Origin of the sequence: Schaalia sp. lx-100 (assembly GCF_021083625.1) — a bacterium.
Taxonomy (GTDB): Bacteria; Actinomycetota; Actinomycetes; order Actinomycetales; family Actinomycetaceae; genus Pauljensenia.
Genome location: NZ_JAJNRP010000004.1, coordinates 200,676 through 227,574 on the forward strand (window position 1 = coordinate 200,676; position 26,899 = coordinate 227,574).

Sequence of the window (26,899 nt, forward strand, 5' to 3'; positions counted from 1 at the left end):
AATCGCTACTAATGATCTCTTTACATGTATTCACTGAGTGAGACGATTTCATACTTTCCCCACTACTAAGTCATGGTAGTAACCATGTTCTTTGCCGCAGATAACTCCGCACCCACCGCAGGGCGCGTATATCTGCGAATGCGAATGTGTAGCTCAAAGTAACTCGAACAGACCCAACAAATTCTTTCGGCTCTGTCCCGTACCCACTGAGCTTCTACTAGGTACTCCGGAGAAAACCATGCCATCGCTGAACGTCACAGACGAGCATAACGCTATCCGTGATCTGAAAAATGAGCATTTACAAAGTGAAACACGTGAAAGCCCTTGCTTTGCCGCTGCTCCGACAATCTCATTTGAACTGATGCCACCGCGATCTGAAAATACGATTCCACAATTTTGGAACACAGTGGCAGCATTAGAAGAAACCCTCCCGGATTTTATTTCAGTGACTTACGGCGCTGGCGGACACAACCGTGGCAGTGCACAAGAAGTAATCACTCGGCTTGTGCGCACTGCTCCTCAACGTTCACTTGCTCACCTAACATGTGTAGGTGCTTCGCGTGCAGAAACAACAGCCGTAATCGACAACTACCTTGCCAACGGAGTTCGTGCTTTCTTGGCGTTACGCGGTGACCCTCCCCGTAACGGTGTGCGCATGGCAGATGAACTCACGTCTTCCCTTGAACTCATCACGCTACTGAAACAACGCGAATACTATCGCTGCCAATATTCTGCAAGTAACGTCCTGCGAGGCGTAATCCATCCCCTCATCATTGCAGTTGCCACATTCCCCGCAGGAAATCCTGCAGCAGGAACTACACCCACACAGGAAGTGGAACGACTTCTCTTAAAACAAGCGGCAGGCGCTTCCTTTGCGATTACGCAGCTTTTCTATCACTCTGATATTTACATTGACTTTGTAAACGAAGCGCGCGCTGCCGGAGTTACCATTCCGATCCTTGCCGGCATTTTGCCTCCCACACACCCGCAACGCTTACGACGTGTAGAAGAACTCACAGGAGTAAAAGCAGATGCGAAACTGCTGCGTCGTTTAGAGGAGGCAAATAAAGCTGATTGTTTCCACATCGGTGTGGAAGCCGCCGCAACCCTGATACGTGACATACTTGCTTCTGGTGCTCCCGGCGTACACCTGTACACCTATAACCAAGCCGAACCGACACTCGCAATTTTGCAACATTCGCACCTCATCGGTGAAACTGTGTCACCGAACCTACAACCGCGCCGCTGCGACTGGACTCCGCATAGCACAAACGACACTCCCGCTGCGGCGACTTATTAGCCGAGGAGTCCTCCCTGTAATATCTACCCTGAACCGACCGTCCTTTACTCATACGTAAAAACTGTCCCTTACTCACAAGAAAGAAATAAGAAAAATGAGCACGACATTCCCCGCCTCAACAATTGTTGGTTACCCGCGAATCGGTGCCAACCGCGAATTAAAACGAGCAGTTGAGTCTTTCTGGGCCGGTCGTATAAACAGTGATGAATTAGAAACAATCGCTACGAATTTACGTATCGACACGTATCAACGTCTCAAAGAACTAGGACTTACAGAAGACAGCGCAATACCTGCTTCTTTCTCTTACTATGACCAAGTCCTCGACGCAACTTTCCTTTTGGGAGCTTTCCCTCAACGATTCCGTGCACAGCAAAAAAACACGGAGCTTGAACAATATTTCCTCCTAGCACGTGGTGAAGGCGCGGTTGCCCCACTCGAAATGACAAAGTGGTTCAACACGAACTACCACTATCTTGTCCCTGAAATCGCTCCAGATACGCCCATCTCCTATGCGTCAAACTGGCCAGTACAACGCTTCCTTGAAGCAAAGGAAGCAGGTTTCATTGTGCGACCCACAATCGTTGGGCCTTTGACATACCTGCTGCTGTCAAAACCTGCTGCTGACGCTCCCCAAGATTTCCAACCGGTGTCACGCCTCGATGATGTCGTGAATGCTTATGAGGCTTTACTTGCTGATTTAGCTGAAGCAGGTGTCCCGTGGGTTCAATTTGATGAACCAGCGTTGACCAGCGATAACTTAGGTGTGAGCGTTGAGCAAGCCTGCGACTTCGTACGTCATACTTACGATCGTTTAGGGGCCGTTGCAACTCGCCCACATATTGTGGTGACCACGCCTTACGGTGAAGCTCGTCTAGCTGTCGAAGCCCTAGCGCATACCCCAGTGGAAGCCATTCATGTGGATGCAGTTGCAGGACAATATCCGTCTTTCGCTGATTTTGCAGGAAAAACACTGGTTGCTGGCGTAATTAATGGTCGCAATATTTGGCGATCTGATCTGCGCGCCACCTTAGAGTCCGTTCGCACGCTGCGCGATGAACTTCCCGCAGGTGTGGCTTTGTCAGTGTCAACATCAACTTCCTTGCAACACGTGCCTTACACGACATCTGTTGAAAAATGGGAAGACGCGACTTTGGATCACCATTTACATTTGTGGTTGGCATTTGCGGAAGAAAAAGTACGTGAAGTTGTGGCCCTTGCTCAAGGACTACACGAAGGGCCACAGGCAATTGCTGAGGATCTTGACATTGCCGATCAAGCCCAGCACACACGAGCCAGCGCCCCAGGAGTGCATAAAGTCGATGTGCGTGCTCGCGTAGAATCTTTGAACGAAAAAGATCGTGACCGCGGTGCCTACGACGTGCGTCGTGAAGCGCAAGAAAAACGCTTAAATTTGAGGCTCCTGCCCTCGACAACCATTGGTTCTTTCCCGCAAACCGTGGAAATTCGTCAGGCGCGTGCCGCTCACGCGCGTCACGAACTTGATGATGCCGCCTACCAGAAGGCCATGCGTGACGAAGTGACTCGCGTGATCCGTTTGCAAGAAGAACTGGATATTGATGTGCTGGTTCACGGCGAACCTGAACGCAATGACATGGTTCAGTATTTCGCGGAACTACTTGACGGTTTCGACGTCACACGTAATGGTTGGGTCCAGTCTTACGGGTCACGCTGCACGAGGCCGTCAATTTTGTGGGGCGATGTGACACGAAGCGCCCCCATGACAGTCCAGTGGAGCACTTTTGCGCAGTCACTGACTGACCGTCCAGTAAAAGGTATGCTCACGGGACCGGTAACAATTCTTGCCTGGTCGTTTGTACGTGAAGATCTTCCGATTGCTCACGTAGCGGATCAAGTTGCCTTTGCTTTGCGTGATGAAGTGCGTGATCTTGAGGAAGCAGGGATTGCTATTATCCAAGTGGATGAGCCAGCTTTGCGTGAACTTTTACCTTTACGTCACGCAGAACAAGAAGAATACTTGCGTTGGTCCGTGAACTCGTTCCGCTTGGCAACCAGCGGAGTACGACCAGACACGCAGATTCATACGCACCTGTGCTATTCCGAGTTTGGTGAAGTAATTGATGCAATTGACGCTTTGGATGCGGATGTCACCTCTTTGGAAGCTGCACGTTCACATATGGAAGTTCTGCCCGCAGTGGAAGCAACCGGTTTTGAACGGCAAATAGGCCCAGGTATTTACGATATCCACTCTCCGCGTGTGCCCACCGTTGAAGAACTCACAGAACTACTGCGAGAAGCGGTACAAGCAGTTCCAGCTGAGCGCGTATGGGTTAATCCTGACTGTGGCTTAAAGACTCGTAATTACGAACAGGTCATTGCTTCGCTGACTCATATGGTGGAAGCTGGGAAAGCAGTACGTGAATCTTTAGCGAACTCGTAAGGTTCTGGCGTGGGTCGTAGGTGATACTGCCTACCGCTGCCCAAATGACGAATAGAGCAAGGTGTGGATCCATCTCATGTGGGTTCGCACCTTACTTTTATGCTGAATATTTCAAGGAAATGAAGCGACGGAGGCTCCTAAGGTATAGTCCAAAGCACGTGAGGATGAGAATATGGTGTGTGTGACTTCGATTCATGAAACTTTCCTTGCGGCACTTAGCGCTTACGCGCATGATGAACGCGCACGTTTCAATGCGAAACTTGTTCCCACAATTGCTCCTGAACGCTTTATGGGAGTATCTATGAGTAACTTGCGAAAAACCGTGCGAAATCTGCAAAAAGATTACAGCGATCAGGTGTTTCTTGCAGCTTTACCGCATCCTGTTGTTGAAGCAGATCTGGTCCATATGATGCTGCTTAACGAAATAACAGATGCTGATATATGGGAACAGAAAATGGAAGAATTCTTGCCATATGTTGATAACTGGATGGTAGCTGACGCGGTAAATCCGCGTGTTGTATATGAGCGTCCAGAGAGCGTGCGCGCATATGCGTACCGTTGGCTTGCAAGCGGCGACTATTATTCTGTACGGGTCGGTGTTGTTATTTTATTGCTTGCCGCGCAAAAAGGTTTCTTCGTAGATGAAGACATGAGCCGGATTATTCATTTATCGAGCGATTTTTTCCGCGTCGGCACCCAACGCGATGGCAACTACTATGTGACAATGGCCTGCGCATGGTACTTAGCCACAGTCTTTGAAAAGGAACCGCTGCATATTCGTTCTTTCCTTGAAGGACCAAATGAGCGAATCGTATTGAAAAAATACACCCTCCGTAAAATTCTTGAAAGCCGTAAAACATCCAATGAAGATCGCATATGGCTTAAAGAACTACGTTTGAGGATGAAAACGCGCAATCACTGATCGCGTAGGCTGATGAGTACTTTCTCAGCTTGTGTCAGGCTTGAAAGAGGCCGACACCCGCGAGCAACCCAGTGGCGAATCTTTGACGGCTCCTCAAAAGCCAAACGGATCCCTCTGAAAAATAAAATATGCGGAGCTTTCCTGCCTTCACGCAGGTCACGTAGGAAACGAAACCACATGTTCCGTATGGGGGAACGCGAAATACATACAGCATCTGCTAATACGTTTGCATTGCGTAGGGCTTGCACCAAGTGGGAAGCAAAAATGCCTTCCGCGATGAAAACTTTTTCTTCAGGCAATAATGACCACTCATATGTGCCAATTCGTTGATTCAACGCAATATCATATGTAGGGATCTGCGCGTATCCGTTGTGACATATGTGTATGAGGGCTGCTAAAGCCTGTTCTTTATGCCACGAAGCAATGTTATCCCAGTCGATGAGTCCTGAACGTATTCGCGGCATATTCGGGTCTGTATCATTTTTGTAAAAATGGTCCAAAGAAAGACAGCGGATGCCGGTACGCGCGGCTATAGATGTTTTCCCAGATCCTGAAGGACCAGTAAGGATGATAACTTTCGCCCGAAGTGAGTGCTGACGCTCAGAATCATTACTGTGAGCAGGTGGAGTATCAACCATATGCGTATCGTATGAGCTATGTATGGGTGCCTGTGGATCGGCAGCAGAGTTCGTCACTGTTTGTGTGTGCCGCTGTGGAGTATGTTCAGGGGCTTTTGAAGGGGAGGCTGTGAAACGAAAGCCTATACGAGGGTGAAGGTAACGAAAATGAGCGGAACACATGCATATAAAGATAAATGTGTGGGCGCATACATCATGTACACGCCCACACACAGGAACAAAAGTTAGCAATCTGTCACAAGGACGACTCGCAGTGTACGAGGACCGTGGACCCCATTGACACGAACCAATTCAATATCAGAGGTCGCTGAACCGCCTGCAATCCATGTGGTAGGACGTTCAGGATGCTTACTTAAAATACTGACAGCCTGAGCTACAGTGGGTTGCACGTCGCTGCAGCGTACAACGCATACATGTACGTCAGGAAGCAAAGTGATAATGCGTCGCCCCTGATCGGGTTGTGAATCTAAAACAATGGAACCTGACAATGAAACAGCGGTCCGTGAAGCGGTAACAACTGCATCAATATGTGCCAGATCCATTTTGTTGACGGGGTTTTCAGCACTATCAGTGCAGAGCGCGCGTCCATTACGCGCAGCAGCTTTCGCCCACTCAGGATCCAAACCCTCGGGAACAACTACGCTGTGTGAGTGCGTATCAGTCAAGAACTGAGCAATTGCTTCGGGTACCTGTTTGGATTCTACTTGTAGTACTTGAACGTCGTAATCTTCTAAAGCTTCGACAAATTCAGCAATCACCGCAGGTGAACCAGGTTTTTCATCGGTTTCTACACGGTAATCGCGGATAATTGTATCTGCTGGAGCAGCATCTGTGGATGCAGCCAAAGCCTGACGAATTGTTGCTAAAAATGTTGCTTTATCAGTCATTTTTGGCCTCCCTTATCAGAAGCTGCACTATGTTCACTGAACCACGAACGGAAGGTTTGTTTTGGCGGCGCAGGAATGTCACGTGTATCAGACCAAGCCGTTGCAGGCCACGGTAAATGAACGAAACGTTGGCCTTTCCCTGCGGCTGCGCGTGCTATAGGAAGTATCGCTCCTGCGCTACCTAAAATCCGGCCATTCGACATGGGGACTGATGCTGCTTTCATTGCGATATCCCACGCAGTTGGTATGCCACCACGGTTAGCTTCAATAGCGCGATGACGTAGTTCCACGAGGACTTCGGGGATATTAATACGCATCGGACATGCATCAAAGCAAGCGTTACATAATGATGAGGCGAAAGGTAACGTGGAAGCAGGATCATGATGTGTGAAAGCGCCACGTAACTGCGGGGTTAAAATTGCGCCGATTGGCCCAGGATAGACGCTCTGGTAGGCGTGCCCACCTACATGCTCATACACGGGGCATACATTCATGCAGGAACCGCAGCGAATACAATGCAAGGCTTGGCGTCCAACAGGGTCAGCGAGTACTTTTGAACGACCGTTATCCAGCAAAATCAGGTGGAATTCTTGAGGCCCATCACCCGGTGTGACACCGGTCCACAATGTTGTGTAGGGGTTCATACGTTCACCGGTGGCAGAGCGCGGCAGGAGTTGCCCAATCACTTCAAAGTCACGGTATGTGGGAACGATTTTTTCAATACCAACAATGGAAATGAGTGTATCTGGCAGTGTCAGACACATACGTCCATTTCCTTCAGATTCATAAACAACGAGTGTCCCAGAATCTGCGATCATCATATTGGCGCCTGATATTGCAACTTTTGCTTGCAAAAATTTGCGGCGTAGGTGTGCGCGTGCTGCTGCGGTCAGTTCTGCAGGATCATCAGAGAGGTTTTCTGGCGCATTTTCCATACGGTCAGCAAAAATTGCTCGTACTTCAGAGCGGTTGCGATGGATTGCGGGAACAACGATGTGACTGGGCATATCGTCTGAGAGTTGGACAATCATTTCAGCGAGGTCTGTTTCCCACGCGTGGATACCGCGTTTTTCAAAGTATTCGTTCAGCCCAATTTCTTGGGTAACCATTGACTTGACTTTAACAACCTCGTCAGCCCCGTGTGAGGCAGCAATTTCGTAGGCAATGCAGCGGGCTTCTTCGGCATCTTTTGCCCAGTGGACAATGCCTCCACGCGCGGTGACGTTCCTTTCCATTTCTTCGAGAAGTTCAGGCAGGTGCGTCATTGCATAGTTTTTAATGGTTGAACCTGCTACGCGAAGCTGTTCCCAATCGGGCATTTCGGAAACTCTGATGGCTCGCTTATTACGGATTGTGCGTGTCGCATGTCCGAGGTTGCGTCGCATCTGCGTGTTCCGGAGGGTACGTTGCGCTGCTTGAGGGAAGGGTTCTCCCCATTTCAGCGGGTCATCCGGTGCGGGTACTGAGGGTGCCCAATTTCCTGAGGGACGTTCCTGCAAGGTGTGGTTGTCATTTGATGTGCGTGTCATGTCAGATTCCCAACTTCGTTGTTGTCGCAGGGGCTTCCCAAGGTTCTTCACGGGTGCCTGCAAGGATTTCTGCTAGGTGCATAGCGCGTATGCCGGCACGGGCGCGTGAAAGGCCGCCCGCAATATGCATGAGGCAGGAGTAGTCGCCTGCGGTAAGGATTTCTGCGCGGGTTGAAATGACGTTGCTCATTTTATCGGTGAGCATGGCGGTTGATGTTTGGGAATTTTTCATCGAGAAAGTTCCGCCAAAACCGCAGCAGCTTTCGGCTTCAGGAAGTTCAACGAGGTCAATTGCTTCAACTGCGCGTAGGAGTTGTAGAGGGCGGTCGCCTACACGTGTGATGCGTAGGGAATGGCATGTGGAATGGTATGTCACGCGGTGAGGGAAGTAAGCGTTGACATCAGTTATTCCAAGGACGTCAACAAGAAATTCGGAGAGGTCGTACGTATGTTCAGCGATACGTGCTGCCATTCGTGCCATGCCGGGCATTCCTTGGTTTTTTGCGACCATTTCTTGCTGGTGACGTAGGGATCCTGTACATGATCCTGAGGGAACCACGATTGCATCCCATTCGCCGTCAAGTACGGGGGCGAAAGTTTTGATGTGATTTTTGATGAGGGGGACAGATTCAGGGAAATATCCTGTGTTGATGTGCATTTGCCCGCAGCATGCTTGCGATATTGGGAAAACTACTTCGTGGCCAAGTCGTTCAAGTAGGTGAGTAGTGGCCTGTGGTGCTTGTGGGAACATGGTGTCCCCAATGCACGTAGCAAATAATGCGATTCGCATATTTTTTCCTTTGAGCCAGTCAACTCCCGTCTTGTGGCGGGGATAGCTTCAAAATAGCGCGTTATTTTTTACATTTGTGTGCGCATATTTTTTGGTTGGAAAATCAATGTTTTTATCGCGCATGCCTGCGCAGTGACTCGTGAAATAAGTATCACGGATGTTTTTAATAAAAGGTGAGTTTTGTAATCTGTTTTGACGTGCGCTCGTCCTCGTTGTGTGAAAATTCGAGAATCTGCGGGTAGGGCGTTTGATACGGAGGGGCAGGTAACGCTCCTACTGCCTCTGTAAAAGAAAATACGGAGGTGTTACAGCACTGATCGGCGGTTGTGCTTTTGTGTTTTATATCGGACAAGGTCAAGGAGTTCGCGTGCTGCACCGTCGTCGAGAACAAGGTCGGTGACTACTCCTGAACGTAAAGCGGCAAGTAGCGGTAATGCTTTTGATGCTCCAGCAACTGCGCAGAGGCGTTTAGGGATTTTTTTCAAAGTATCAGGTGTCGGTCCTGAGGCGCGTTGATTTAGTTCGTGGTCTGTGGAGCCGTCTTCGCGTAAGAGTACGGTGCAGACATCTCCGACAAGTCCATCGGCTTGTGCAGCCGCTATTTCTTCGGGTTCAAGGAAGCCACCTGCGTACACGTGCGAGGGGAGTCTGGCAGACATTGAACCAACGCCGAAAAGAGCGACGGTACATTGGTCAATGGTTTTGAGGACCGAGGTGATGGCGCGTTCTCGCCACATGGCTTCTTTTGTTGAGGCGTAGTCAAAGAAAGCGGGGACGGGGAAGTGCACCATCCGTGCCCCGAGTGAGGTGGCTGCGCGCGAAATGATGGCATCAGCGTAGGGGACTCCGCTTTCTGTGGCGGTTGCCGCACCGTTGAGCTGTACAACTGTGGAGCCTGGGAAATGGACGTGCGGTAGGCATCGAGTGATTTCGGAAGTTGTATTTCCCCATGCTATTCCAAGTGTGGCTCCCGGTTCCATGAGGTCGATGAGTCGTTCGGCTGCGACAAGGGCCACATTGTGTAGGCGGTTGATTTCTGTGTGAACGTCATGGACGGGGACAACCGAGGTGTTGACTGCGAATAGGTTGCTGATTTGTCCTGCGAGAGTTCCACGAATACTGGGGGATGGGGGAACAGAGATGCGGACGAGTCCGGTGTCGCGCGCATGTGAGAGGAGGCGTGAAACGGAGGAGCGTGAAATTCCTAAGTGGCGCGCGATGGTTTCCATCGTTTGCCCTTGGAGGTAGTACATGGAGGCGGCTTCGTGTGCCTGTTCGTCTCTGGTGCTCACAGTCACATTGTGTCATGCACGTGTGTGCTTATGCGTTGGGAAAACGTTCGTTTCTTCACTATGAGCACTGGGTCACATATGAGCGTTATACTTTCTCTGTCGTGAACAGTTGTGCAAATGGCATCGAATTCTTTCACAAATTGCGATACTGTAAGCGTTCACATTATTCACTTCCCATGATCGTGGACGGTTATTGGAAATGAATGATTGTTAGCACTTAAGGCTGACACAAGAAGCTCCTCGCTTCTTGGTGACCAGTGCAATGAAGCATTGGAGAAAGGTAGAACACAATGCTGTCAATTTTCTTGTCGGAGTTCCTTGGAACTGCGGTGCTGTTGCTCCTTGGTGGTGGCGTCGTCGCAAACCATCTCCTTCCTAAGAGCAAAGGAAACGGTGGAGGATGGCTCCTCATCAACTTTGGGTGGGGTTTCGCTGTCTTTGCCGGTGTGTATGTCGCATACTCCACTGGCGGCCACCTCAATCCTGCGGTAACAATCGCTAAAGTTGTCGCCTACATGTTTGATCACACGGTGACACTTGGTGGTGACGTCCCAGTGACCGCTGCCAATGTTGCTGTGTACATCCTCGCACAATTCCTTGGTGCTTTTGCTGGTGCAGTCCTCGTATGGTTGACCTACAAGAAGCACTTTGATGAGAACTGCGACTCGGCACTTAAACTCGCTGTATTTTCCACAGGTCCAGAGATTCGTTCCTACGGTTGGAACGTCTTTACTGAAGCCATCGGTACAGCAGTCCTTATTATCTGGGTCTTTGTCTCAGGAGTCACACAGAACGCAAACGGTTTAGGTGCGCTTGGTGTTGCCGTCATCATTGTCGGCATCGGTATTTCCCTTGGTGGCCCCACTGGTTACGCAATCAACCCTGCGCGTGACCTTGGCCCACGTATCGCTCACGCAATCCTGCCGATTAAAGGCAAAGGTGGCTCAGACTGGGGATACTCATGGGTTCCTGTGGTTGGTCCGATTATCGGTGCAGTCATCGCAACGGTTTTCGTATACGGCCTCGGAATTCTTGGCTTGGCCTCATAATATTTCGCAGGGTGAGGCTCACTTGCGCATACCCTATACGGATATGTAAGTGAGCCTCATCAATCCCTCAGTATCACGATGACGTGGAAACGAGAAAGGTAACTCAATGTCTGAAAAAAAGTACGTACTCGCAATTGACCAGGGCACAACATCGTCCCGCGCGATCTTATTCGATCACTCTGGACGTATCGTTGCAGTAGGCCAGAAAGAACACGAACAAATTTTCCCTCGTGCTGGCTGGGTTGAACACGACCCAGCGGAAGTATGGACAAATGTTCGTGAAGTAGTCGCTCAAGCACTCGCAAAAGGCGAAACAAATAAAGAAGAAATTGCCGCAGTCGGTATCACTAACCAACGTGAAACAGCGGTTGTATGGGACAAAAATACTGGTGAACCTGTCTACAACGCAATCGTGTGGCAGGACACTCGTACACAGGAAATCGTCGATGAGCTTGGTGGCGCAGACGGCCCTGACAAATACAAAGATATCGTTGGCCTGCCCTTGGCTACGTACTTTTCTGGCCCTAAGGTCAAATGGATCCTTGACAATGTTGAAGGTGCACGCGAACGGGCAGAACGTGGCGACCTGCTGATGGGCACAATGGATACGTGGGTTGTCTGGAACCTGACAGGCGGTGTAAGCGGCGGTATTCACGTAACAGATGTCACCAACGCGTCACGTACCCTCATGATGGATCTGAAGACCCTCGACTGGGATCAAAAGATCGTGGCAGATATGACCATTCCGCCCTCAATGCTGCCAGAAATTAAATCATCCGCAGAAACATACGGTGTGGGACGACCACAAGGACTCCTCGCAGGTGTGCCAATCTCAGGTATCCTCGGTGACCAGCAAGCTGCAACTTTCGGCCAAGCATGTTTCGACGTAGGTATGGCAAAGAATACGTACGGCACGGGCTGCTTCATGATTATGAACACCGGTAAAGAAATCGTTCCTTCCAAGAACGGCCTGCTGACCACGGTTTGCTACAAGATCGGTGAAGCTGACACTGTTTATGCTCTTGAAGGTTCGATTGCTGTAACTGGCTCATTGGTCCAGTGGCTACGTGACAACTTGAAGATGTTCGAAAGCGCACCGGAAATCGAAGAACTCGCAACCTCTGTGGAAGACAACGGTGGAGCATATGTTGTTCCCGCGTTCTCGGGCTTATTCGCCCCCTACTGGCGTTCTGATGCGCGCGGTGCCATCGTTGGCCTGACACGCTACGTGAACCGTGGACATATTGCACGCGCAGTCTTGGAAGCAACTGCTTACCAGACACGTGAAGTCCTTGACGCAATGGAAGCTGATTCAGGTGTGAAACTCGCTGCCCTGAAAGTTGATGGCGGTATGACTGCAAATGAAACATTGATGCAGTTCCAAGCCGATCAGCTTGGTGTCGATGTTGTTCGTCCAGTTGTTGCTGAAACAACAGCTTTGGGCGCAGCATATGCGGCAGGTATTGCTGTGGGCTTCTGGTCAGGTGAACAAGATGTGATCGACAACTGGGCTGAAGACAAACGTTGGAAACCTGCAATGGCACAGGACGAACGCGCACGCTTGTACCGCCTGTGGAAGAAAGCAGTGACACGCACATTCGACTGGGTTGACGAAGACGTGAAATAACACGGAAAAAACCATTGGATGCGGCGCTAAAATAATCCACCGCCGCATCCAATGACAGGTGTACCCTGCCGTAAACAAACGGCAGGGCACACCTATACCTACTCACTACAGGAAGTCAAAAGGATCAAAATCATCCACATCAATGATCTTCAAGCGCGGTAAATGCACTTGGAAGGCCTCTACGTCGTATTCCAAGTCAAGGATCTCTAAACCCTCCTCCTGTAAATCTTGCAGGTGACTTGAAATAAATTCTTTGAAGCCCATGACCGCGACCCTGCGGCCCGAATGTAAAAGTTCCTCCAATTGAGGAACGAAATCCCCATCATGACTGGCTAAAATCACAGAACCTGATTCAAGTTGCCCAATTGCTTCAAGGGTACGTTGAATACCTACATCAACTACTTTGATTTCTTCAGGCCCAGATAGGGGAATAGCTCGATAATTCATTGCGGTAAGAGCTTGAACAAACCCCATCGGTAAGAAACCAGAAGATCCATTCAGAAAAAATAGTCCCGAAGCTGGCTGTCCCCATAGGTTGCTGGCCGCTTGAATGACCCGATCCCAGCGGGGACGTTCTTCAGAATTTGGTCGTCTTTCAAGGACGGATAGACCTAAAGTTGTGTCAATATTTTCGCCATCAATGACCAGATATGTTTTTTCAGTCTTGTCCTCGGGGGAAGGCTGCCCACATGCGTCCATTATTTTTTTAACCTATCTCGCGTATATCGACACGTTTTATGTGCCGTATCTTTATTTATTTTTCATAACACGATGGCCTGAGTGCACACCGCAGTACGATGCAGCATAGTTTACTGTAATGCCCTCTGAGGTAGGTAATATTCCCTGTGACCTGCTGTGATAAAACGCTGAGATAGATCCACACACTATTTTTTACGTGAATGCTGTGGCGAAATGATATATGTGATTGCGCACTTGCTGTGCTCAATGCGTGCCCTGCACCTATCATTAATACGGAGTTTCAAGGCGGCCTTTCTGATGGCGGCTGTGAACAACCAGAAAAGACACCCTGGGTTCTTACCTAGGACCCGGCGGGAAGCCCTCCTGCGGGGAGACGATGAGAGGAGGGCCATATGCCCACCGGCCGGATTAAATTTTTTGATACAGAACGCGGTTTTGGTTTCATTGATGGTGATGATGGTGTTGAGGTATTCCTCCATGCTTCTGCGCTCCCTGTAGATTTGTCGGCACCTCGTAAAGGCGCGCGCGTGGAATACGGCGTTGCTGACGGTCGTAAAGGCCCACAGGCCTTGTCAGTGAGACTCCTTGCAGAACAGCCTTCTGTTGCTCGTAATCAGCGGCGACGCCCAGAAGTGATGGTGCCTGTTGTTGAGGATCTCATTAAACTTTTAGACGCATCTTCAGGAGCACTGCGTCGTGGAAAATATCCTGACAATGCCCCAAAGATTGCGAAAGTTTTACGGGCAGTAGCTGAGGATTTTGATGCCTAAGACTAAGAGCGTGCGAAAAATTCGCATCGATGAAGTTTTAGCTTCAGCAACTTCAGTGGCACGTGAGGCTGTAGCTGAGTTCATTTCAGAGGAACACCTTGGCGACCATTGTGGTTTCGTCATGGAAGCTGAACGCCTGGGAACGCATTTCTTTCACTCCCTGAAACCCGGTTATCGTGGCTGGTGCTGGGCGGTAAGCGTTGCACGTGCTCCACGTTCGCGCACTGTCACAATATGCGAGATCGACATGCTGCCAGCCGAAGGCGCTCTTTTAGCTCCCGAATGGATACCGTGGGAACAGCGTTTACGTCCGGGCGACTATGGGCGTGAGGACACAATTCCCTACAACGCCCATGATGAGCGTCTTGAACCAAACTACGAAAGCGCGGACGAAAATTTAGAGGTCTATGGCGCAAACGAACCGGGATACGGTCGTGTCCGTGTGCTTTCAGCTGAAGGAATCAGTCAAGCAGCTTCACGCTGGTACCGTTCAGATCAGGGTCCTCGGCGCGGTAGGCTACCGAAAGATACGTGCTCTACATGCGGTTTTTTGATGAAAATGAGCGGTTCTATGCGTAGTGTTTTCGGGGTCTGCGCAAATGAATGGTCGCAAGATGATGGTCGCGTAGTGAGTTTAGACCATACATGCGGCGCACATTCTGAGACGGATGCTCCGAAAACTCCTTCAGATTGGACAGTTCGCCCCTCACGTATCAACGATTTTTCCGTGGAAACTGAAAAGCTGAGCTAAGTGATATTGAGCACGACTTACGGTATTGTCTCAGAAAAAGCTATGTGTGCCTTGCATTAGAAAACTAAAACGTGCACGATTTTCTTCGTGAGCACTAAGCAAAAGAACGCTCAATCCCAGAGCAAAGCGCCTGTCAATTCAATTGACAAGTTTTTCCACGTCTCCGAACGTGGCTCCACCATTGCACAAGAAATCCGCGGCGGTTTCGTCACTTTCTTTGCAATGGCGTACATATTGGTCGTTAATCCTCTGATCTTGTCGAATGCTTTACCAGAAGGTTCAGCCTTTGGAACGCAAGATATCGCTGCCGGCACCGCTCTCGTTGCCGGCATTGTTACTATCCTCATGGGTGTTGTCGCAAACTTCCCGATGGCTTTAGCGGCAGGCATGGGCCTGAACGCAATGGTCGCTTTCACCCTTGTTCTTGGTTCAGGTCTGACCTACCAGGAAGCTATGGGTCTGATTGTGTGGGAAGGTATCCTCATCACCCTCCTTGTGTTAACTGGTTTCCGTGAAGCAGTTTTCCGCGCAGTTCCATTGCAGCTTAAAACTGCTATTTCTGTAGGTATCGGCCTCTTTATTGCATTCGTCGGCCTCATCAATGCAGGCATTATTCGTCCGGGCGGAACACCCGTTCAGCTTGGTGTGAATGGGTCGCTAGCTGGCTGGCCAGCAGTCGTCTTTGTTATCGGCCTGCTGCTGACAATTGTTCTGTACATCCGCAAAGTCAAGGGCGCAATCCTGATCGGTATGCTGTCCTCAACAGTATTAGCGATTGTCTTACAACTACTTTTGCACTTAGGGCAAAAGAGTGAGGAAAACCCGACTGGTTGGGGTCAAACAATCCCTGAAATCACGGGTTCCCCTGTTGCTGTTCCTCAATTTGGAACGCTTGTGCAGGTTGACATGTTTGGGGCTTTCACAAAGATCGGCCCGCTCGCGGTTGTTCTGCTGATTTTCTCTCTCATGCTTGCTGACTTCTTTGACACGATGGGCACAATGGTTGCTATCGGCTCTGAAGCACACTTGATTGATAAGGAAGGTAATCCTCCGCGTTCCAAGCACATCCTGTTCATTGACTCTATTGCTGCAATCCTTGGCGGTGTCGGCGGCGTGTCCTCTAACACCTCTTACATTGAGTCATCAGCAGGTGTCGGTGAAGGCGCGCGTACAGGTCTGGCTTCGGTTGTCACAGGTGTTTTATTCCTCCTGTCTACTTTCCTGTCGCCACTGGTTGAACTGGTTCCTACAGAGGCCGCCTCAACTGCACTGGTTTTCGTCGGATTCCTCATGATGACTCAGGTCCTTGATATTGAGTGGACAAAGCCTGAAATCGCAATCCCTGCGTTCCTCACGATTGCTTTCATGCCTTTCGCTTACTCGATCACGGTTGGCATCGGTATTGGTTTCATTACCTACTGCGTCATCCAGGTTGCTCAAGGGCATTTAAAGAAAGTCCACCCGCTTATGTGGGTTGCTTCGCTGTTGTTCATCTTCTACTTCGTGCTTGGACCTATCCAACACGCTCTGCTTGGCTGATGAACTAAACGTTATATGTATGCCCCTTGTGACCAAATGGCGCAAGGGGCATACTTCTTATATTGGCGACTAAAATCATGCTATTTCTTGGACATGGTGAACTGCCTGATTGCGAGATAAAACATTCAGGAAAGACACTGTGAGTCATACTTGTGCTTCCTTTATCGTCGCCTTTTATCGGGTGGATAGGTGAAACTTTCGGTGCTCGCTGATCGTTACTCGTAGGGGCGTGGGCCTCTTTTACGGTGCCTGTCGTGGCAGCCTTGTGGGGAATGAAAAAACGAGGACCTGGCCCGCACTGACAACACAAGTAACACTGTATTTCCCACAGTGTTATTGCCTGCGATCAGGTGCTAAATGAATATTGCTGGGGCAGTAGTGGAGCTACATGCCTTCGATGATGTACGTTATACAGGCAACTAAGGCTTCCACATCAGCAACAGAAGTTGAAGGGAAAGTCGCAATACGTAGTTGATTTCGACCCAGACTGCGGTAAGGCTCAACATCAACAACACCATTGTCCCGCAGGATACGCGCGATATGGCCTGCGGACAGGGAATCGTTAAAATCTAAGGTTACGACGACAGGGGAACGCCATTCTTCCTTTTGTACAAAGGGGGTAATAAGGCCTTCTGAATTTTCTGCCCAGTTATATAACACCTGCGAAGCAGCACGACTGCGTTTTTCCATTGCTTCGAGGCCGCCTTCTGCAAGCATCCATTGAATTTGTTGATCCAACATAATCAACGTAGCTAAAGCAGGGGTATTGAGTGTCTGATCTTTGACAGAATTATTGATAGCCAACGATAAATCTAAAAACTGAGGCATCCAACGGTCGCTAGCAGCATGTAATTCATGCGCTCGCTTTTGCGCTGCGGGGCTCAGCAATGCAATCCACAAGCCCCCGTCCGAAGCAAAACATTTTTGAGGGGCAAAATAGTAGGCATCACAGAGAGTGACATCAACATTGATGCCTCCGGCAATCGAGGTGGCATCAACGAGGAGGAGCTGCTCGTTATTACCTATCCGACGTATTGGTGAAAGAGCGCCTGTTGATGTTTCATGATGTGGGTGCGCGAAAACATCAGGTGCTACAAAATCAGCGTGGAGGCCCGCGGGGGAATCAGATTTCTCATGTCCGCTGAGTAAGGCAACGTGGCCTGCTGGTGCCTCGACAATAATGGAGGGGGTCAGATGAGGGGCAGCCTGAGTTTCAGCAGCAAATTTTGACCCAAATTCACCGAAAACACCGTGGCAGGCTTGCTGTTGAACCAAGGAAGTAGTGGCGATAGCCCAAAAAGCGGTTGCCCCACCGTTGCCAAGGACAACTTCCCACCCATCAGGCAGCGCATAGAGTTCACGGATACCTGCCCGCACAGAAGCAACGAGGTTTTTCACCGGGGCTTGACGGTGGGAAGTCCCCATTAGACCTGAATCATTAATGGCCTGAATATGCTGTGGAAAAATACGTGAAGGGCCGCACCCAAAGCGCCCATCGGATGGAAGAATATCGGCAGGAAGCGTCACAGTCATGTATCTGACTGTATCGCGCAGAGACTGAGAAAGAATTGCGTGACACGGAGTGATCGGATTTCCGTGTGCGGCTTTACTGTGCTTTTCGTAAATGAAATAACGAAAAGTCTTGATATTTCAATGAAAATACGTATTTTAAGAAAATGGAGATGTGATAACTGACGAAGGGCTTTATTCTGTGCATAAACCTGATACAGCTGAAATGAGCGAAAAGGAGCCTTCTCGTGCCCGATCTCATTGACACTACAGAAATGTATCTGAAAACCATTTTAGAAATGGAAGAAGATGGTGTTACGCCTTTACGTGCGCGGATCGTTGATCGCTTAGGCCATTCAGGGCCAACCGTGTCGCAAACTGTTGCCCGAATGGAACGTGATGGTTTGTTGCATGTGTTAGGGGATAGGCGTTTAGAACTGACGGAGCAGGGACGTGCTCGTGCTGTCAGCGTTTTACGTAAACATCGTTTGGCGGAGCGTCTTTTATCTGACTTTATTGGTTTAGATTGGACCGAAGTTCATGATGAGGCATGTCGTTGGGAGCATGTCATGTCAGAGCACGTGGAACAGCGTTTACATACTTTGTTGAACTCGCCGACATCTGACCCATACGGTAATCCGATTGATGGGGAGTCGCACCCGGCAGAAGGTTTATCTGTTGAACTGGCTGTGAGGGCATCGGTACCTACACGTGGGCGAGTTGTACGCATTGGTGAGCCTATACAGGCGGAGCGTTCTATTCTTCAGGCTTTTGACGCGGCGGGAATTCGTCCAGGAAGCCGGGTAGAAGTTGAATCGGCTTCTGCTGATGAGGTGCTGGTCCGTAACTGTGAAGATGCGGATACTTTGGGTGAAAAAGCGGTGGTGTGTATTCCATTGGTCCTGAGTCCACATATGTTTATTGCCGTTGAGTGAGTGTTACGTAACATTACCGTTATAAAGATGTGACATTTACTGCTGCTGTCGCTACTATGTGTAGTAGTTCATTTGAACAGGCTTGTTTCCGGGTTACCGAAGTTGGACTACTGGAAAACAAGAAAATAAAAGTCCAACACGGGGGAACCACTGCGACCATTAGGTCTTGGGGTGAAGTTTGGGAAACCGAACCGGGCTCTCCTGCCCGAATCCGACAGCTTACCTCGTAGGGTGAAAAAGGAGAAAACATTTGACACAGCCTAAGTATCAGGCGCGACACCGCAAGGTTCGTCGTCCAGTGATGCCTATTGAAGTGCTCACTGACACTGTTACTTCATTGAATCTGTCCTCGTCGCGATCAACTGCTGTTGCTTCTGTGACAGGTCTTGCTTTGACTGCCGTTGTAGGTGGGGCCGCCAATGCTGCGCCTGCTCAACAGGTAGGAGAGGCCGCTGTTAATCCTGCAACGGTGACGGCAACGCATGCGCCGGCAACGGTTGCTGTTCCTGATATCGCATGGACTGCTGCTGATGAGGTTTCTGCTTCTGCTGAAGCACCTACTGTGCAAGCCCCTGAAACTACGGCAGAACAATCTGTCGAAGCTGCTTCACGTGATTCTGTGCGCGCTGATGTGGCGCAGCAAGCTGCCACGGCACGAGCCGTAGCCGCAAATGCCGCAGGAGGCGATATCGTATCAATCGCCATGTCCTTGGTGGGAAGCCCGTATGTTTACGGCGGGAACAGCCCAGCTGGTTTTGACTGCTCAGGTTTCACACAGTATGTGTACGGTCTGGCGGGCATCGGTATTCCGCGTACTTCAGGTGCGCAGGGTGCTGCAGGAACCAAGGTGTCCTATGCGGAAGCTAAGCCAGGTGATTTGGTATGGCACGCATATGGTCATGTTGGTATTTATGCTGGTAATGGCATGGTGATCGAGGCAACTGTTCCGGGTACAACCGTGACGCTTCAACCGATATGGGGATATGACAGTTTCGTTCGTTACTGATGTGTCTTTCACTATTCTTTGCAAGGGGCTGGCCGTTGAGGTCAGTCCCTTGATTTTTGTCTGGATTTTTCTCTGGCTTATGCCGGTAATGTGGGCAAGCGCAGGAGGGTATTCACTTTTAACTGAAGCACTGCCAGTGCTGTTCTTGAGAGATTTTCAGAAAGATCAGGCACAATAGAATGACTCAGATCACAAGGAGGGGTTTATGGCTACTACGGAAGTCATCCTTGTCGGTGTTGATGGCTCGAAGGAGAGCCTTGATGCTGCATCGTGGGCAACGGCTCGTGCTTTACGTACAGGAGCTCGGATTCACTTGATGTGCACATACGCTGTTGCTTCGTATTCTGCTGCGGCACTTGATGCCGGTTATACGGTTATTGATGATGATGCTCTGAGGCGTGGTGCGCAACAGGTTGTTGATGAGGCAATGGAATATGTTCGTGAACGTGGTGCTCAGCATGTGTCCTCCTCGGTAGAAGCGGGTGATCCTGCAGGTATTTTGGTGGAAATGTCCCGTGAAGTGGACTTGATTGTTGTGGGTTCACGTGGCCGGGGTGGTTTTGCTGACCGCTTATTAGGTACAGTGTCCGCTTCTTTACCTGCTCATGCCCACTGTCCAGTAGTTGTTGTTCCACGGCATACTTCCGGAAAGAAATTCACACCGATTGAACGAATAGTTGTTGGTGTTGATGGTTCGGAGGCTGTTTCTATTGCTTTGAAACATTCGGTTGCTGAGGCTGCTGTATGGGATGCGCGTTTGACAGCGGTTTCTGCGGTGCCTCTGGCTTCAGGGGGCACGATGATGTCATGGCTGCCGACGGCAGTTGATCGGCGTGCTCTTTTGGATGATATTCGTCAAAGCCTATCGCAGGCGGTGGATGCAGCGTGTGACGGTAAAGATATGAAGGTTGCGCGCCATGTGTTAGATGGTTCCCCAGCCTCGCTACTCATCGAATTTTCAACAGCAGTTGATTTGATTGTGGTGGGTACGCGTGGTCGTGGTGGCTTTGCTGGAGTCCTCCTTGGCTCAACTTCGCAAACAGTGCTTCATCATTCGACTTGCCCAGTCATGATTGTTCCTTCTCGTATGAAGAATCATGAACCTGCTCATCCAGGGACAGTGTGGGAACGCCGATAGATACTTTGTTCTGTTGATGGGGGCTGCACATTCCCTTGCATGTGGATATGGAAACGTTGCGGGGGAGTGTGTAGTTTTCTGTTTGCGGTTTTGGCGTGTGTTTCAGGTGCTTTGACGATGAGCTGCTGTGTGGATGTGAGTATTGCATGGTGGCAAAGTGACTGGAGTATTTTGCTTGCGGCGCATGGAAGGGCAGGGAAAGAAAACTTTCTGAGGATGCTAAAATAGCTGAGTGATTTCTTCTGTGTGAGGAAATTGCAAGGCCCTCGTAGCTCAGGGGATAGAGCACCGCTCTCCTAAAGCGGGTGTCGGACGTTCGAATCGTCTCGGGGGCACAAAAACTCCCAGTATTTCAATGTTTTACGATGTTGAAGTGCTGGGATTATGTTTGCTAACAATCAAAAGTGTGCTCAGGAACTGAAGGCTCGTCCCTAGTAAGCCCTTGCGTTGCCTTTTGTGTGGTTAGAACTGTGGTGCGCGGGATGTAACTTATCTTTATTTGTGCAAGTGAACCGTCAGACTGTCCTTGTGAATAAGTTGAGTTTGCTGAGCGCAGTGAGTGCAATGAAGTTTTCGATCTGGGCAGGCGCTCGCAGCGCTGAATGACTTCTGTTTCATGCGCATGTTGTTTACCTAAGATATGAGGAAACATGATGTTGAATATTTGGTATGCGAACCCTCAAGGCCTTTACCCTTTACGAGGGGCAGCTCCCCCAAAATAAAAGTATAAATAATCTGTATTATGTATAAATAAGCATGCTATTTGATAGTTATTCCTTGTAAAGAAACAGGAATCATGTATCACGTGTAAAAATTTTGTGTATATATGCGTATCTTATTGTAAGACATTCAATGCGTTATTCTTCAAGAATTATTAAAGTTGTCTTGTTCGATCAACCATGCTCTAAGTTTCTACTTAAAGAAGGTGTATATGAAAAGGCAACTCCTTCGATTCACTGCAAGTGGCGCAGTATGCGCACTCGCTGCTTGCGGTGTGATGACAACACACACTGCTTATGCTGCTGACAGCGAATCCGCTCCGCTTGTGACAAATAGTATGAGTGAATTCGTATCAGCACTCAACGAAAACTCTGATACAGACGGAAGCACTGAATCCGAAACAGGCTCAGAAGATCCAGAATCGGATGCATCAAATGCTGACGACGAATCCGAACTGTCAGATACTGAAATGACAGATGAAGACAGCACTGAATCTGACGACGCTGAAACTCTCAATGAAGCAGAAGCTCAACCGAGTGCTGAGATCCCAAACCCACTGGATTTTTCCTCTTTCGCTGAAGATCCGGATGACTACAAGATGCCTGAGTCTGCTCGTCGTTTCGGAACGATTGGTAACCTCGTGATTCCAGCCCCGCAGCCGGGCAGCTCAGCAACAGGAAAGGTTCCCGCTGGTCTGGAAGCCTACTACAGCCAGCGAATTGAATGGGGCGCATGTGAACCATTCGAGCAAACCAGCAATAGGGGTATGTTCCAATGCGCATACATTATTGTGCCGGTGGATTACAGTAAACCGGACGGTCAACGCGCAGCAATCGGTCTTCGCCGCTACCCAGCGTCGGGTGAATATAAAGGAACCATCTTCATGGATCCGGGCGGTCCTGGCTTTGGTGGCATGTGGATGGCAAGCCTTGGCATTCGGTCACACATGCGTGAACTCCACAGGAATTTTGACATTGTTGGTTTCGACCCCCGTGGAACTGGGGTGTCCTTGCCTCAAATTCGTTGCCAATCCAATGCTGCTACAGATGCGCAGCGACAAGGAAGCGACGGACTGAGCGGCGATAAACTCGATAAAATCCTCGAATACAATACCAACGAATGTTACAAACGTACCGGTGCAGGCTTTGCGAATTTTGATTCCACTGAATACCTTGCCAATATTGGCACACGTAACGTCATCCAAGACCTTGATGTGATGCGCTCAATCGTTGGCGACGAAAAGCTGAACTACATGGGATTCTCCTATGGCACCTCAATTGGCTACCAATACGTTCAAGCTTTCCGCGATAACGCTCGCGCAATCCTCTTGGATGGTGTGGTGAACCCTTATCAGAACAATAAAGCCGTCGCAGCCAAATACGATGAATACTTCCCAACAAAGACAGGCTCTGAAGAAGTCGCCCAGATGATTGGCTTCCAAGGAACCTTTGAACAGTTTGCTTTACGTTGCGCCAAAGAAGAAGGCTTCACATACGGTGGGCAAAAAGTGCCTTGTGCTTTGGGTGCAAAGAATGCTTCTCTTACTGAACTGACACAACGTTTCTATGAGATCACCCGACCCGCTTACGCTGCAGCAACTTTTGAAAATACGAGTGATGGCCGTCATGTGAGCTGGGCGGATGTGAGTATTGGTGTTATTCAAGCCATGTACAGTGATGAACTGTGGCCAACCCTGAACGCGGCTCTCGCACAACTGGCTGATGGCAGCGGTAACGGAACTCTGATTCAAAGACTTGCTGATGAATATTGGGGACGCGATGCTGGTGAATACGAGTTCGGTCTTTCAGCTTTCCAAGTTATCAGCTGTGTTGACGATGGCACTGACTACAGTGACCGTAATACTTTAGCGGCTGAAGCCCTGGAGAAATATCAGAAAGCACCTTTCACAGACCCAGGTAAAGACCCACAAACTGGTAAACAACGTGAAGCAGAACAAAAGTACGGCTGGTGCCAGTACTTCAAGAAACGCGGCGACCTGCCCACAGGCGTTGAAGTAAAGAATGCGCCGAATGTACTAGTCATGTCCACAACTCATGACTCTGCTACGCCGTACCCGAATGGTGTTATCGCAGCAATGGGCCTGAAAGGTACTTTGGTGACGGTTTCAGGTGCACGTCACACCTCATACGGTTCCTCAGCCTGCGGCAATGAGATCGTCAACAAGTACTTTATGGACCTCACTGTTCCTACAGATGGAACCGAATCAGGACCAGAAATGGAAACGAAAGACCTACATTCCCGCACCGTGAACGGTCACGAATGTCGAGTCAATCGTTTTGACACGCTTGAACGTCAACCATCCACTGTGAATGTTGATACCACCGAAACAACACAGGGTGCCACCCTTACTTTCACCGTCACAGGTGGCGAACAAGGTGAAACCGTCACATTCACTGTGAACCCAGGTAACATCTCTGCCGGTACAGCCATTGTAGATGCAGAAGGCCGCGCAACAGCTACGTGGAATGTTCCTGCTGATCTTGCAAGTGGTGAGTACAGCGTAGCTGCCGCATTTGGAACCACCGGTGAAAACGCGACAAGCCAAACCTTCAGCGTGACAGAAAAGCCGCAACGTGTTTTCAGCGTGAATCCTGACAAGGATACAGTGAAACAAGGCGAACAGATCACTTTTACAGCCGCAGGTGGTGATGAAGGTGAAACAGTAACTTTCACTGTCCATTCTGATCCAGTTGTTGCGGGAACCGCAGTTGTTGAAGGTGGCGTCGCACGTTTGACATGGACTGTTCCTTCCGATTTTGAGGTAGGTTCGCATACGGTCACTGCTGAATTTGCAATGAGCCGTGGGGTAGCGACAAGTTCAGCTTTCAGCGTGATTGCTGCTGATGGAACACCTCAGGTAGAGCAAGTGATTGTGCCCAAAGATAAAGGAAAGGCTAAAGACAAAGACGAGCAGAAACTGGCTCGTACAGGCTCCCAAGTCGTTCTTTACTCTTTCGCAGTATGTGCTCTGCTTGCTTGTGCCGGTGCTATTTCCGCCGTATCACGTCGTCGTCAGAGTCATATCTGACAAGGCAACACATAGCAAAAGCGTATTCCTGCTAGGAATATAGCTGAGCGCTCAATCAATCACGTATGAGGGCGTGGTGCCGAATAATTTCGGTGCCACGCCCTCATTCTTTTTACTTTTTATCCGACAATCCCTACTTTCATCACCAGCTTTTCATGGGCGTACTCATAAAGAAAAATATCTGTGTGTAGCCCACTCCATGCTTCCTGCCGATAGGGAAGGGTATGATGAGCCTACTTTTAGGCATACACGCTGGATACTTTATTGAAAGGAAAACCTGTCCATGCGACTTGTCAAAGCCAGTGTCGAGGACGTGGAAACTATCCGCACAATCAGTATTGAAACATTTACTGAAACTTTCGCTGCTGATAACACAGCCGAGGATATGGAACGATACATTGCTCATGCATTTCATACGGAAGTTTTAAAAAAAGAAGTCCAAAATCCAGATTCCCAGTTCTTCTTGGCTTTTCTTGACGAGGAACTTGCCGGCTATCTGAAAATTAATGTAGGGACTGCGCAAACGGAAGATCGCGGCCCGCATTGCCTTGAAATTGAACGAATCTATGTGCGAAAAGCTGCAAAAAACCGAGGCCTAGGAAAGCTGATGGTCCATCACGCATGTGAACAGGCCCGTATCCTCAACCTCGAAGTAGTTTGGTTAGGAGTGTGGGAGCACAATAAAGCGGCTCAAACTTTTTATGAGAAGTTGGGTTTTCAGACCGTCGGAGCACACACATTTGTTTTAGGCGATGACGTTCAAAAGGACTTAATTATGGAGCGTAACGTGGGGCGTCTGTAGCCTGAAAGTAAGTCCTGAAGCATATATTAACGGGGGTGTGTTGTTCAGAATCATGATTCTGAACAACACACCCCCGTTAAATACCTCTAGGTATCAGTACCTTGCGTGTCGAGCAGCAATATTCGTATGACGGCGACGCTTTGTCATCATCATCCCGAGTAATGCCAGTGCAGAAGCGGTCGCACCTAGTGCTAGTGAATTCGTACCGGTATGTGCCAGCATTCCTGACTTCTTTGAAGGCTGGGGTGTTATTACTACTGGAACTTCTTCAACTTCTGGCGTTGAAGGTACCTCTAGCATTGGTTTTTCAACCGTCGGGTAATCACGTGGAACCTCACGGTGCCATTCCATGCTTGGCTTGTCAACTGTCGGGTAGTTATTTGGCAGTTCGTGATTCTTCAAACGGTACACGTATCGCACGTGAATGGTGCCCTCACGATATTCACCGGATTCAGGTTCGCTATTGGCGTGAATACGGACGAACTCGTAGTTCTTCTGGTTGAAGGTAATGTTCGTTGGCTTATCGTCTGAATTATCCGTGTTGTAAGTCTCGTGTGTGAAGACTGTGTCAGCCAAGGTGCCGTCGATAAAGGTTTTCGTGGCCACTAACCTTGCTGGTTTTTGATTATCAGCAGCAATTGGTTGGTCTTCTTCATCGACGTAATGCACGATCAGATCACCTGAGACTTCTTCACTCGTGAGAACAGCAGTCGGTTTATCTTCAGTCAAGATTGGCTTGTCAACCGTCGGGTAGTTATTTGGTAGTTCGTGATTCTTCAAACGGTACACGTATCGCACGTGAATGGTGCCTTCACGATATTCGCCGGATTCAGGTTCGCTATTGGCGTGAATACGGACGAACTCGTAGTTCTTCTGGTTGAAGGTAATGTTCGTTGGCTTATCGTCTGAATTATCCGTGTTGTAGGACTCATGAGTGAGGACCTCATTCGTCAAAACATCATCGACAAATGTTCGTGTCGCAACCAATTTTGCTGGTTTTTGATTATCAGCAGCAATTGGTTGGTCTTCTTCATCGACGTAATGCACGATCAGATCACCCGACACTTGTGTGACTTTTTGCCTTATTTCAGTGTTGGTTGCGGTGTAGTAGCGGGTGTTTGCTTGGGGGTTGGTGGTGGAGTTTGTTGTGTCTTCCACTGTTGCGGTGAACTTGGTTTCCCCTAAGGTGATTTTCCCGTCTGTTACGCCTTTTTCTGTAACCGTGTAGGTGATAGCTTCACCGTTTGCGTTGGTTGCGGGAAGATCATCAAAGCGTAGTGTTGTTTCGCCGGCGGCGAGTGTTTTTTCGACAGGCGTATCCCCGCCAGTGAGGACGAAAGTGACCTCGGCTTTGTGGGAATCATCTGTCACATTCCACACCTTTGACACCACAATATTTTTGAGTTCGGTGTTGGTTGCGGTGTAGTAGCGGGTGTTTGCTTGGGGGTTGGTGGTGGAGTTTGTTGTGTCTTCCACTGTTGCGGTGAACTTGGTTTCCCCTAAGGTGATTTTCCCGTCTGTTACGCCT

General features: G+C 49.4%; 21 protein-coding genes, 1 tRNA gene and 1 riboswitch. Of the genes, 14 read left to right on the forward strand and 8 right to left on the reverse strand.

Features of this window, described 5'->3' with window-relative positions:
- Positions 1-238: 238 nt before the first annotated feature.
- The 3 genes from LRP54_RS04925 (at position 239) to LRP54_RS04935 (ending at position 4,641) form a co-directional block, all read left to right on the forward strand.
- Positions 239-1,300 (forward strand): methylenetetrahydrofolate reductase, encoded by a 1,062-nt coding sequence (locus LRP54_RS04925; protein WP_231235212.1) that lies wholly within the window; start codon positions 239-241, stop codon positions 1,298-1,300.
- A 94-nt stretch (positions 1,301-1,394) separates the two neighbouring features.
- Positions 1,395-3,719, forward strand: coding sequence for a 5-methyltetrahydropteroyltriglutamate--homocysteine S-methyltransferase (gene metE / locus LRP54_RS04930; protein ID WP_231235213.1), 2,325 nt, complete (start codon positions 1,395-1,397; stop codon positions 3,717-3,719).
- Between the two features lie 181 nt (positions 3,720-3,900).
- Positions 3,901-4,641: a DNA alkylation repair protein gene (locus LRP54_RS04935; RefSeq protein WP_231235214.1), complete on the forward strand. Its 741-nt coding sequence runs from the start codon at positions 3,901-3,903 to the stop codon at positions 4,639-4,641.
- Here the strand turns inward: LRP54_RS04935 and LRP54_RS04940 are convergent.
- The 5 genes from LRP54_RS04940 to LRP54_RS04960 all read right to left on the reverse strand — a co-directional run bounded on the left by LRP54_RS04940 (position 4,635) and on the right by LRP54_RS04960 (position 9,738).
- On the reverse strand, positions 4,635-5,336 hold the full coding sequence (locus tag LRP54_RS04940; protein ID WP_231235215.1) for an ATP-binding protein: 702 nt from the start codon (positions 5,334-5,336) through the stop codon (positions 4,635-4,637). The two genes, LRP54_RS04935 and LRP54_RS04940, sit on opposite strands and share 7 nt — an antisense overlap.
- 167 nt (positions 5,337-5,503) lie before the next feature.
- A complete protein-coding gene (locus LRP54_RS04945) occupies positions 5,504-6,166 on the reverse strand; it encodes a LutC/YkgG family protein (protein WP_231235216.1) in 663 nt (220 codons plus the stop codon).
- Positions 6,163-7,695, reverse strand: a complete 1,533-nt coding sequence (locus LRP54_RS04950; RefSeq protein ID WP_231235217.1) for a lactate utilization protein B — start codon at positions 7,693-7,695, stop codon at positions 6,163-6,165. Before LRP54_RS04950 ends, LRP54_RS04945 begins: the two co-directional genes overlap by 4 nt.
- A 1-nt stretch (position 7,696) precedes the next feature.
- A complete protein-coding gene (locus tag LRP54_RS04955; protein ID WP_231235218.1) occupies positions 7,697-8,485 on the reverse strand; it encodes a (Fe-S)-binding protein in 789 nt (262 codons plus the stop codon).
- Between the two features lie 305 nt (positions 8,486-8,790).
- Positions 8,791-9,738, reverse strand: coding sequence for a sugar-binding transcriptional regulator (locus LRP54_RS04960; protein WP_231204583.1), 948 nt, complete (start codon positions 9,736-9,738; stop codon positions 8,791-8,793).
- Positions 9,739-10,067: 329 nt separating this feature from the next.
- Between LRP54_RS04960 and LRP54_RS04965 the strand changes: the two genes are divergently transcribed.
- Both LRP54_RS04965 and glpK read left to right on the forward strand, forming a co-directional pair.
- Positions 10,068-10,826, forward strand: a complete 759-nt coding sequence (locus tag LRP54_RS04965) for an MIP/aquaporin family protein (RefSeq protein WP_231204146.1) — start codon at positions 10,068-10,070, stop codon at positions 10,824-10,826.
- Between the two features lie 106 nt (positions 10,827-10,932).
- A complete protein-coding gene (glpK, locus tag LRP54_RS04970; protein ID WP_231204148.1) occupies positions 10,933-12,453 on the forward strand; it encodes a glycerol kinase GlpK in 1,521 nt (506 codons plus the stop codon).
- A 105-nt stretch (positions 12,454-12,558) separates the two neighbouring features.
- Here glpK and LRP54_RS04975 read toward each other — a convergent pair whose 3' ends face one another.
- The gene (locus LRP54_RS04975) at positions 12,559-13,152 is read right to left on the reverse strand and encodes an NYN domain-containing protein (RefSeq protein ID WP_231235219.1); all 594 of its coding nucleotides are present in this window, start codon (positions 13,150-13,152) and stop codon (positions 12,559-12,561) included.
- A 392-nt stretch (positions 13,153-13,544) separates the two neighbouring features.
- On the opposite strand from LRP54_RS04975, the gene LRP54_RS04980 reads away from it, so the two are divergent.
- The 3 genes from LRP54_RS04980 to LRP54_RS04990 all read left to right on the forward strand — a co-directional run bounded on the left by LRP54_RS04980 (position 13,545) and on the right by LRP54_RS04990 (position 16,212).
- Positions 13,545-13,922 (forward strand): cold-shock protein, encoded by a 378-nt coding sequence (locus LRP54_RS04980; protein WP_231204152.1) that lies wholly within the window; start codon positions 13,545-13,547, stop codon positions 13,920-13,922.
- Positions 13,915-14,673: a DUF3027 domain-containing protein gene (locus LRP54_RS04985; protein ID WP_231235220.1), complete on the forward strand. Its 759-nt coding sequence runs from the start codon at positions 13,915-13,917 to the stop codon at positions 14,671-14,673. Before LRP54_RS04980 ends, LRP54_RS04985 begins: the two co-directional genes overlap by 8 nt.
- 87 nt (positions 14,674-14,760) lie before the next feature.
- Positions 14,761-16,212: an NCS2 family permease gene (locus tag LRP54_RS04990; protein ID WP_231235221.1), complete on the forward strand. Its 1,452-nt coding sequence runs from the start codon at positions 14,761-14,763 to the stop codon at positions 16,210-16,212.
- A gap of 384 nt (positions 16,213-16,596) precedes the next feature.
- On the opposite strand, the gene serC is transcribed toward LRP54_RS04990, so the two are convergent.
- On the reverse strand, positions 16,597-17,745 hold the full coding sequence (gene serC, locus LRP54_RS04995) for a phosphoserine transaminase (RefSeq protein WP_231235222.1): 1,149 nt from the start codon (positions 17,743-17,745) through the stop codon (positions 16,597-16,599).
- Between the two features lie 224 nt (positions 17,746-17,969).
- Between serC and LRP54_RS05000 the strand changes: the two genes are divergently transcribed.
- The 6 genes from LRP54_RS05000 to LRP54_RS05025 all read left to right on the forward strand — a co-directional run bounded on the left by LRP54_RS05000 (position 17,970) and on the right by LRP54_RS05025 (position 25,371).
- Positions 17,970-18,656 (forward strand): metal-dependent transcriptional regulator, encoded by a 687-nt coding sequence (locus tag LRP54_RS05000; RefSeq protein ID WP_231235223.1) that lies wholly within the window; start codon positions 17,970-17,972, stop codon positions 18,654-18,656.
- A gap of 121 nt (positions 18,657-18,777) precedes the next feature.
- A riboswitch (cyclic di-AMP (ydaO/yuaA leader) is annotated at positions 18,778-18,904 on the forward strand.
- Positions 18,905-18,906: 2 nt separating this feature from the next.
- Complete coding sequence (locus LRP54_RS05005) at positions 18,907-19,662, forward strand: C40 family peptidase (protein ID WP_231204162.1); 756 nt, start codon at positions 18,907-18,909, stop codon at positions 19,660-19,662.
- Positions 19,663-19,867: 205 nt separating this feature from the next.
- Positions 19,868-20,800: a universal stress protein gene (locus LRP54_RS05010; RefSeq protein WP_231235224.1), complete on the forward strand. Its 933-nt coding sequence runs from the start codon at positions 19,868-19,870 to the stop codon at positions 20,798-20,800.
- Between the two features lie 262 nt (positions 20,801-21,062).
- A tRNA-Arg gene (locus LRP54_RS05015) sits at positions 21,063-21,135 on the forward strand.
- 596 nt (positions 21,136-21,731) lie between these two features.
- Positions 21,732-24,569 carry an alpha/beta fold hydrolase gene (locus LRP54_RS05020; protein WP_231235225.1) on the forward strand — a complete coding sequence of 946 codons (2,838 nt, stop codon included), beginning with the start codon at positions 21,732-21,734 and terminating at the stop codon, positions 24,567-24,569.
- Positions 24,570-24,852: 283 nt separating this feature from the next.
- On the forward strand, positions 24,853-25,371 hold the full coding sequence (locus tag LRP54_RS05025) for a GNAT family N-acetyltransferase (RefSeq protein WP_231235226.1): 519 nt from the start codon (positions 24,853-24,855) through the stop codon (positions 25,369-25,371).
- A gap of 93 nt (positions 25,372-25,464) precedes the next feature.
- Here LRP54_RS05025 and LRP54_RS05030 read toward each other — a convergent pair.
- The coding region (locus tag LRP54_RS05030) for a Cna B-type domain-containing protein (protein ID WP_231235227.1) at positions 25,465-26,899 on the reverse strand (1,435 nt) is incomplete at its 5' end.

What these genes read in the sequence shown, in the direction of transcription:
- LRP54_RS04925 (WP_231235212.1), top strand. Translation starts at nt 239, where the DNA reads ATGCCATCGCTGAACGTCACAGACGAGCATAACGCTATCCGTGATCTG.
- metE (WP_231235213.1), top strand. Translation starts at nt 1,395, where the DNA reads ATGAGCACGACATTCCCCGCCTCAACAATTGTTGGTTACCCGCGAATC.
- LRP54_RS04945 (WP_231235216.1), bottom strand. Translation starts at nt 6,166, where the DNA reads ATGACTGATAAAGCAACATTTTTAGCAACAATTCGTCAGGCTTTGGCT.
- LRP54_RS04950 (WP_231235217.1), bottom strand. Translation starts at nt 7,695, where the DNA reads ATGACACGCACATCAAATGACAACCACACCTTGCAGGAACGTCCCTCA.
- LRP54_RS04955 (WP_231235218.1), bottom strand. Translation starts at nt 8,485, where the DNA reads ATGCGAATCGCATTATTTGCTACGTGCATTGGGGACACCATGTTCCCA.
- LRP54_RS04960 (WP_231204583.1), bottom strand. Translation starts at nt 9,738, where the DNA reads ATGTACTACCTCCAAGGGCAAACGATGGAAACCATCGCGCGCCACTTA.
- LRP54_RS04965 (WP_231204146.1), top strand. Translation starts at nt 10,068, where the DNA reads ATGCTGTCAATTTTCTTGTCGGAGTTCCTTGGAACTGCGGTGCTGTTG.
- glpK (WP_231204148.1), top strand. Translation starts at nt 10,933, where the DNA reads ATGTCTGAAAAAAAGTACGTACTCGCAATTGACCAGGGCACAACATCG.
- LRP54_RS04975 (WP_231235219.1), bottom strand. Translation starts at nt 13,152, where the DNA reads ATGGACGCATGTGGGCAGCCTTCCCCCGAGGACAAGACTGAAAAAACA.
- LRP54_RS04980 (WP_231204152.1), top strand. Translation starts at nt 13,545, where the DNA reads ATGCCCACCGGCCGGATTAAATTTTTTGATACAGAACGCGGTTTTGGT.
- LRP54_RS04985 (WP_231235220.1), top strand. Translation starts at nt 13,915, where the DNA reads ATGCCTAAGACTAAGAGCGTGCGAAAAATTCGCATCGATGAAGTTTTA.
- serC (WP_231235222.1), bottom strand. Translation starts at nt 17,745, where the DNA reads ATGACTGTGACGCTTCCTGCCGATATTCTTCCATCCGATGGGCGCTTT.
- LRP54_RS05010 (WP_231235224.1), top strand. Translation starts at nt 19,868, where the DNA reads ATGGCTACTACGGAAGTCATCCTTGTCGGTGTTGATGGCTCGAAGGAG.
- LRP54_RS05020 (WP_231235225.1), top strand. Translation starts at nt 21,732, where the DNA reads ATGAAAAGGCAACTCCTTCGATTCACTGCAAGTGGCGCAGTATGCGCA.
- LRP54_RS05025 (WP_231235226.1), top strand. Translation starts at nt 24,853, where the DNA reads ATGCGACTTGTCAAAGCCAGTGTCGAGGACGTGGAAACTATCCGCACA.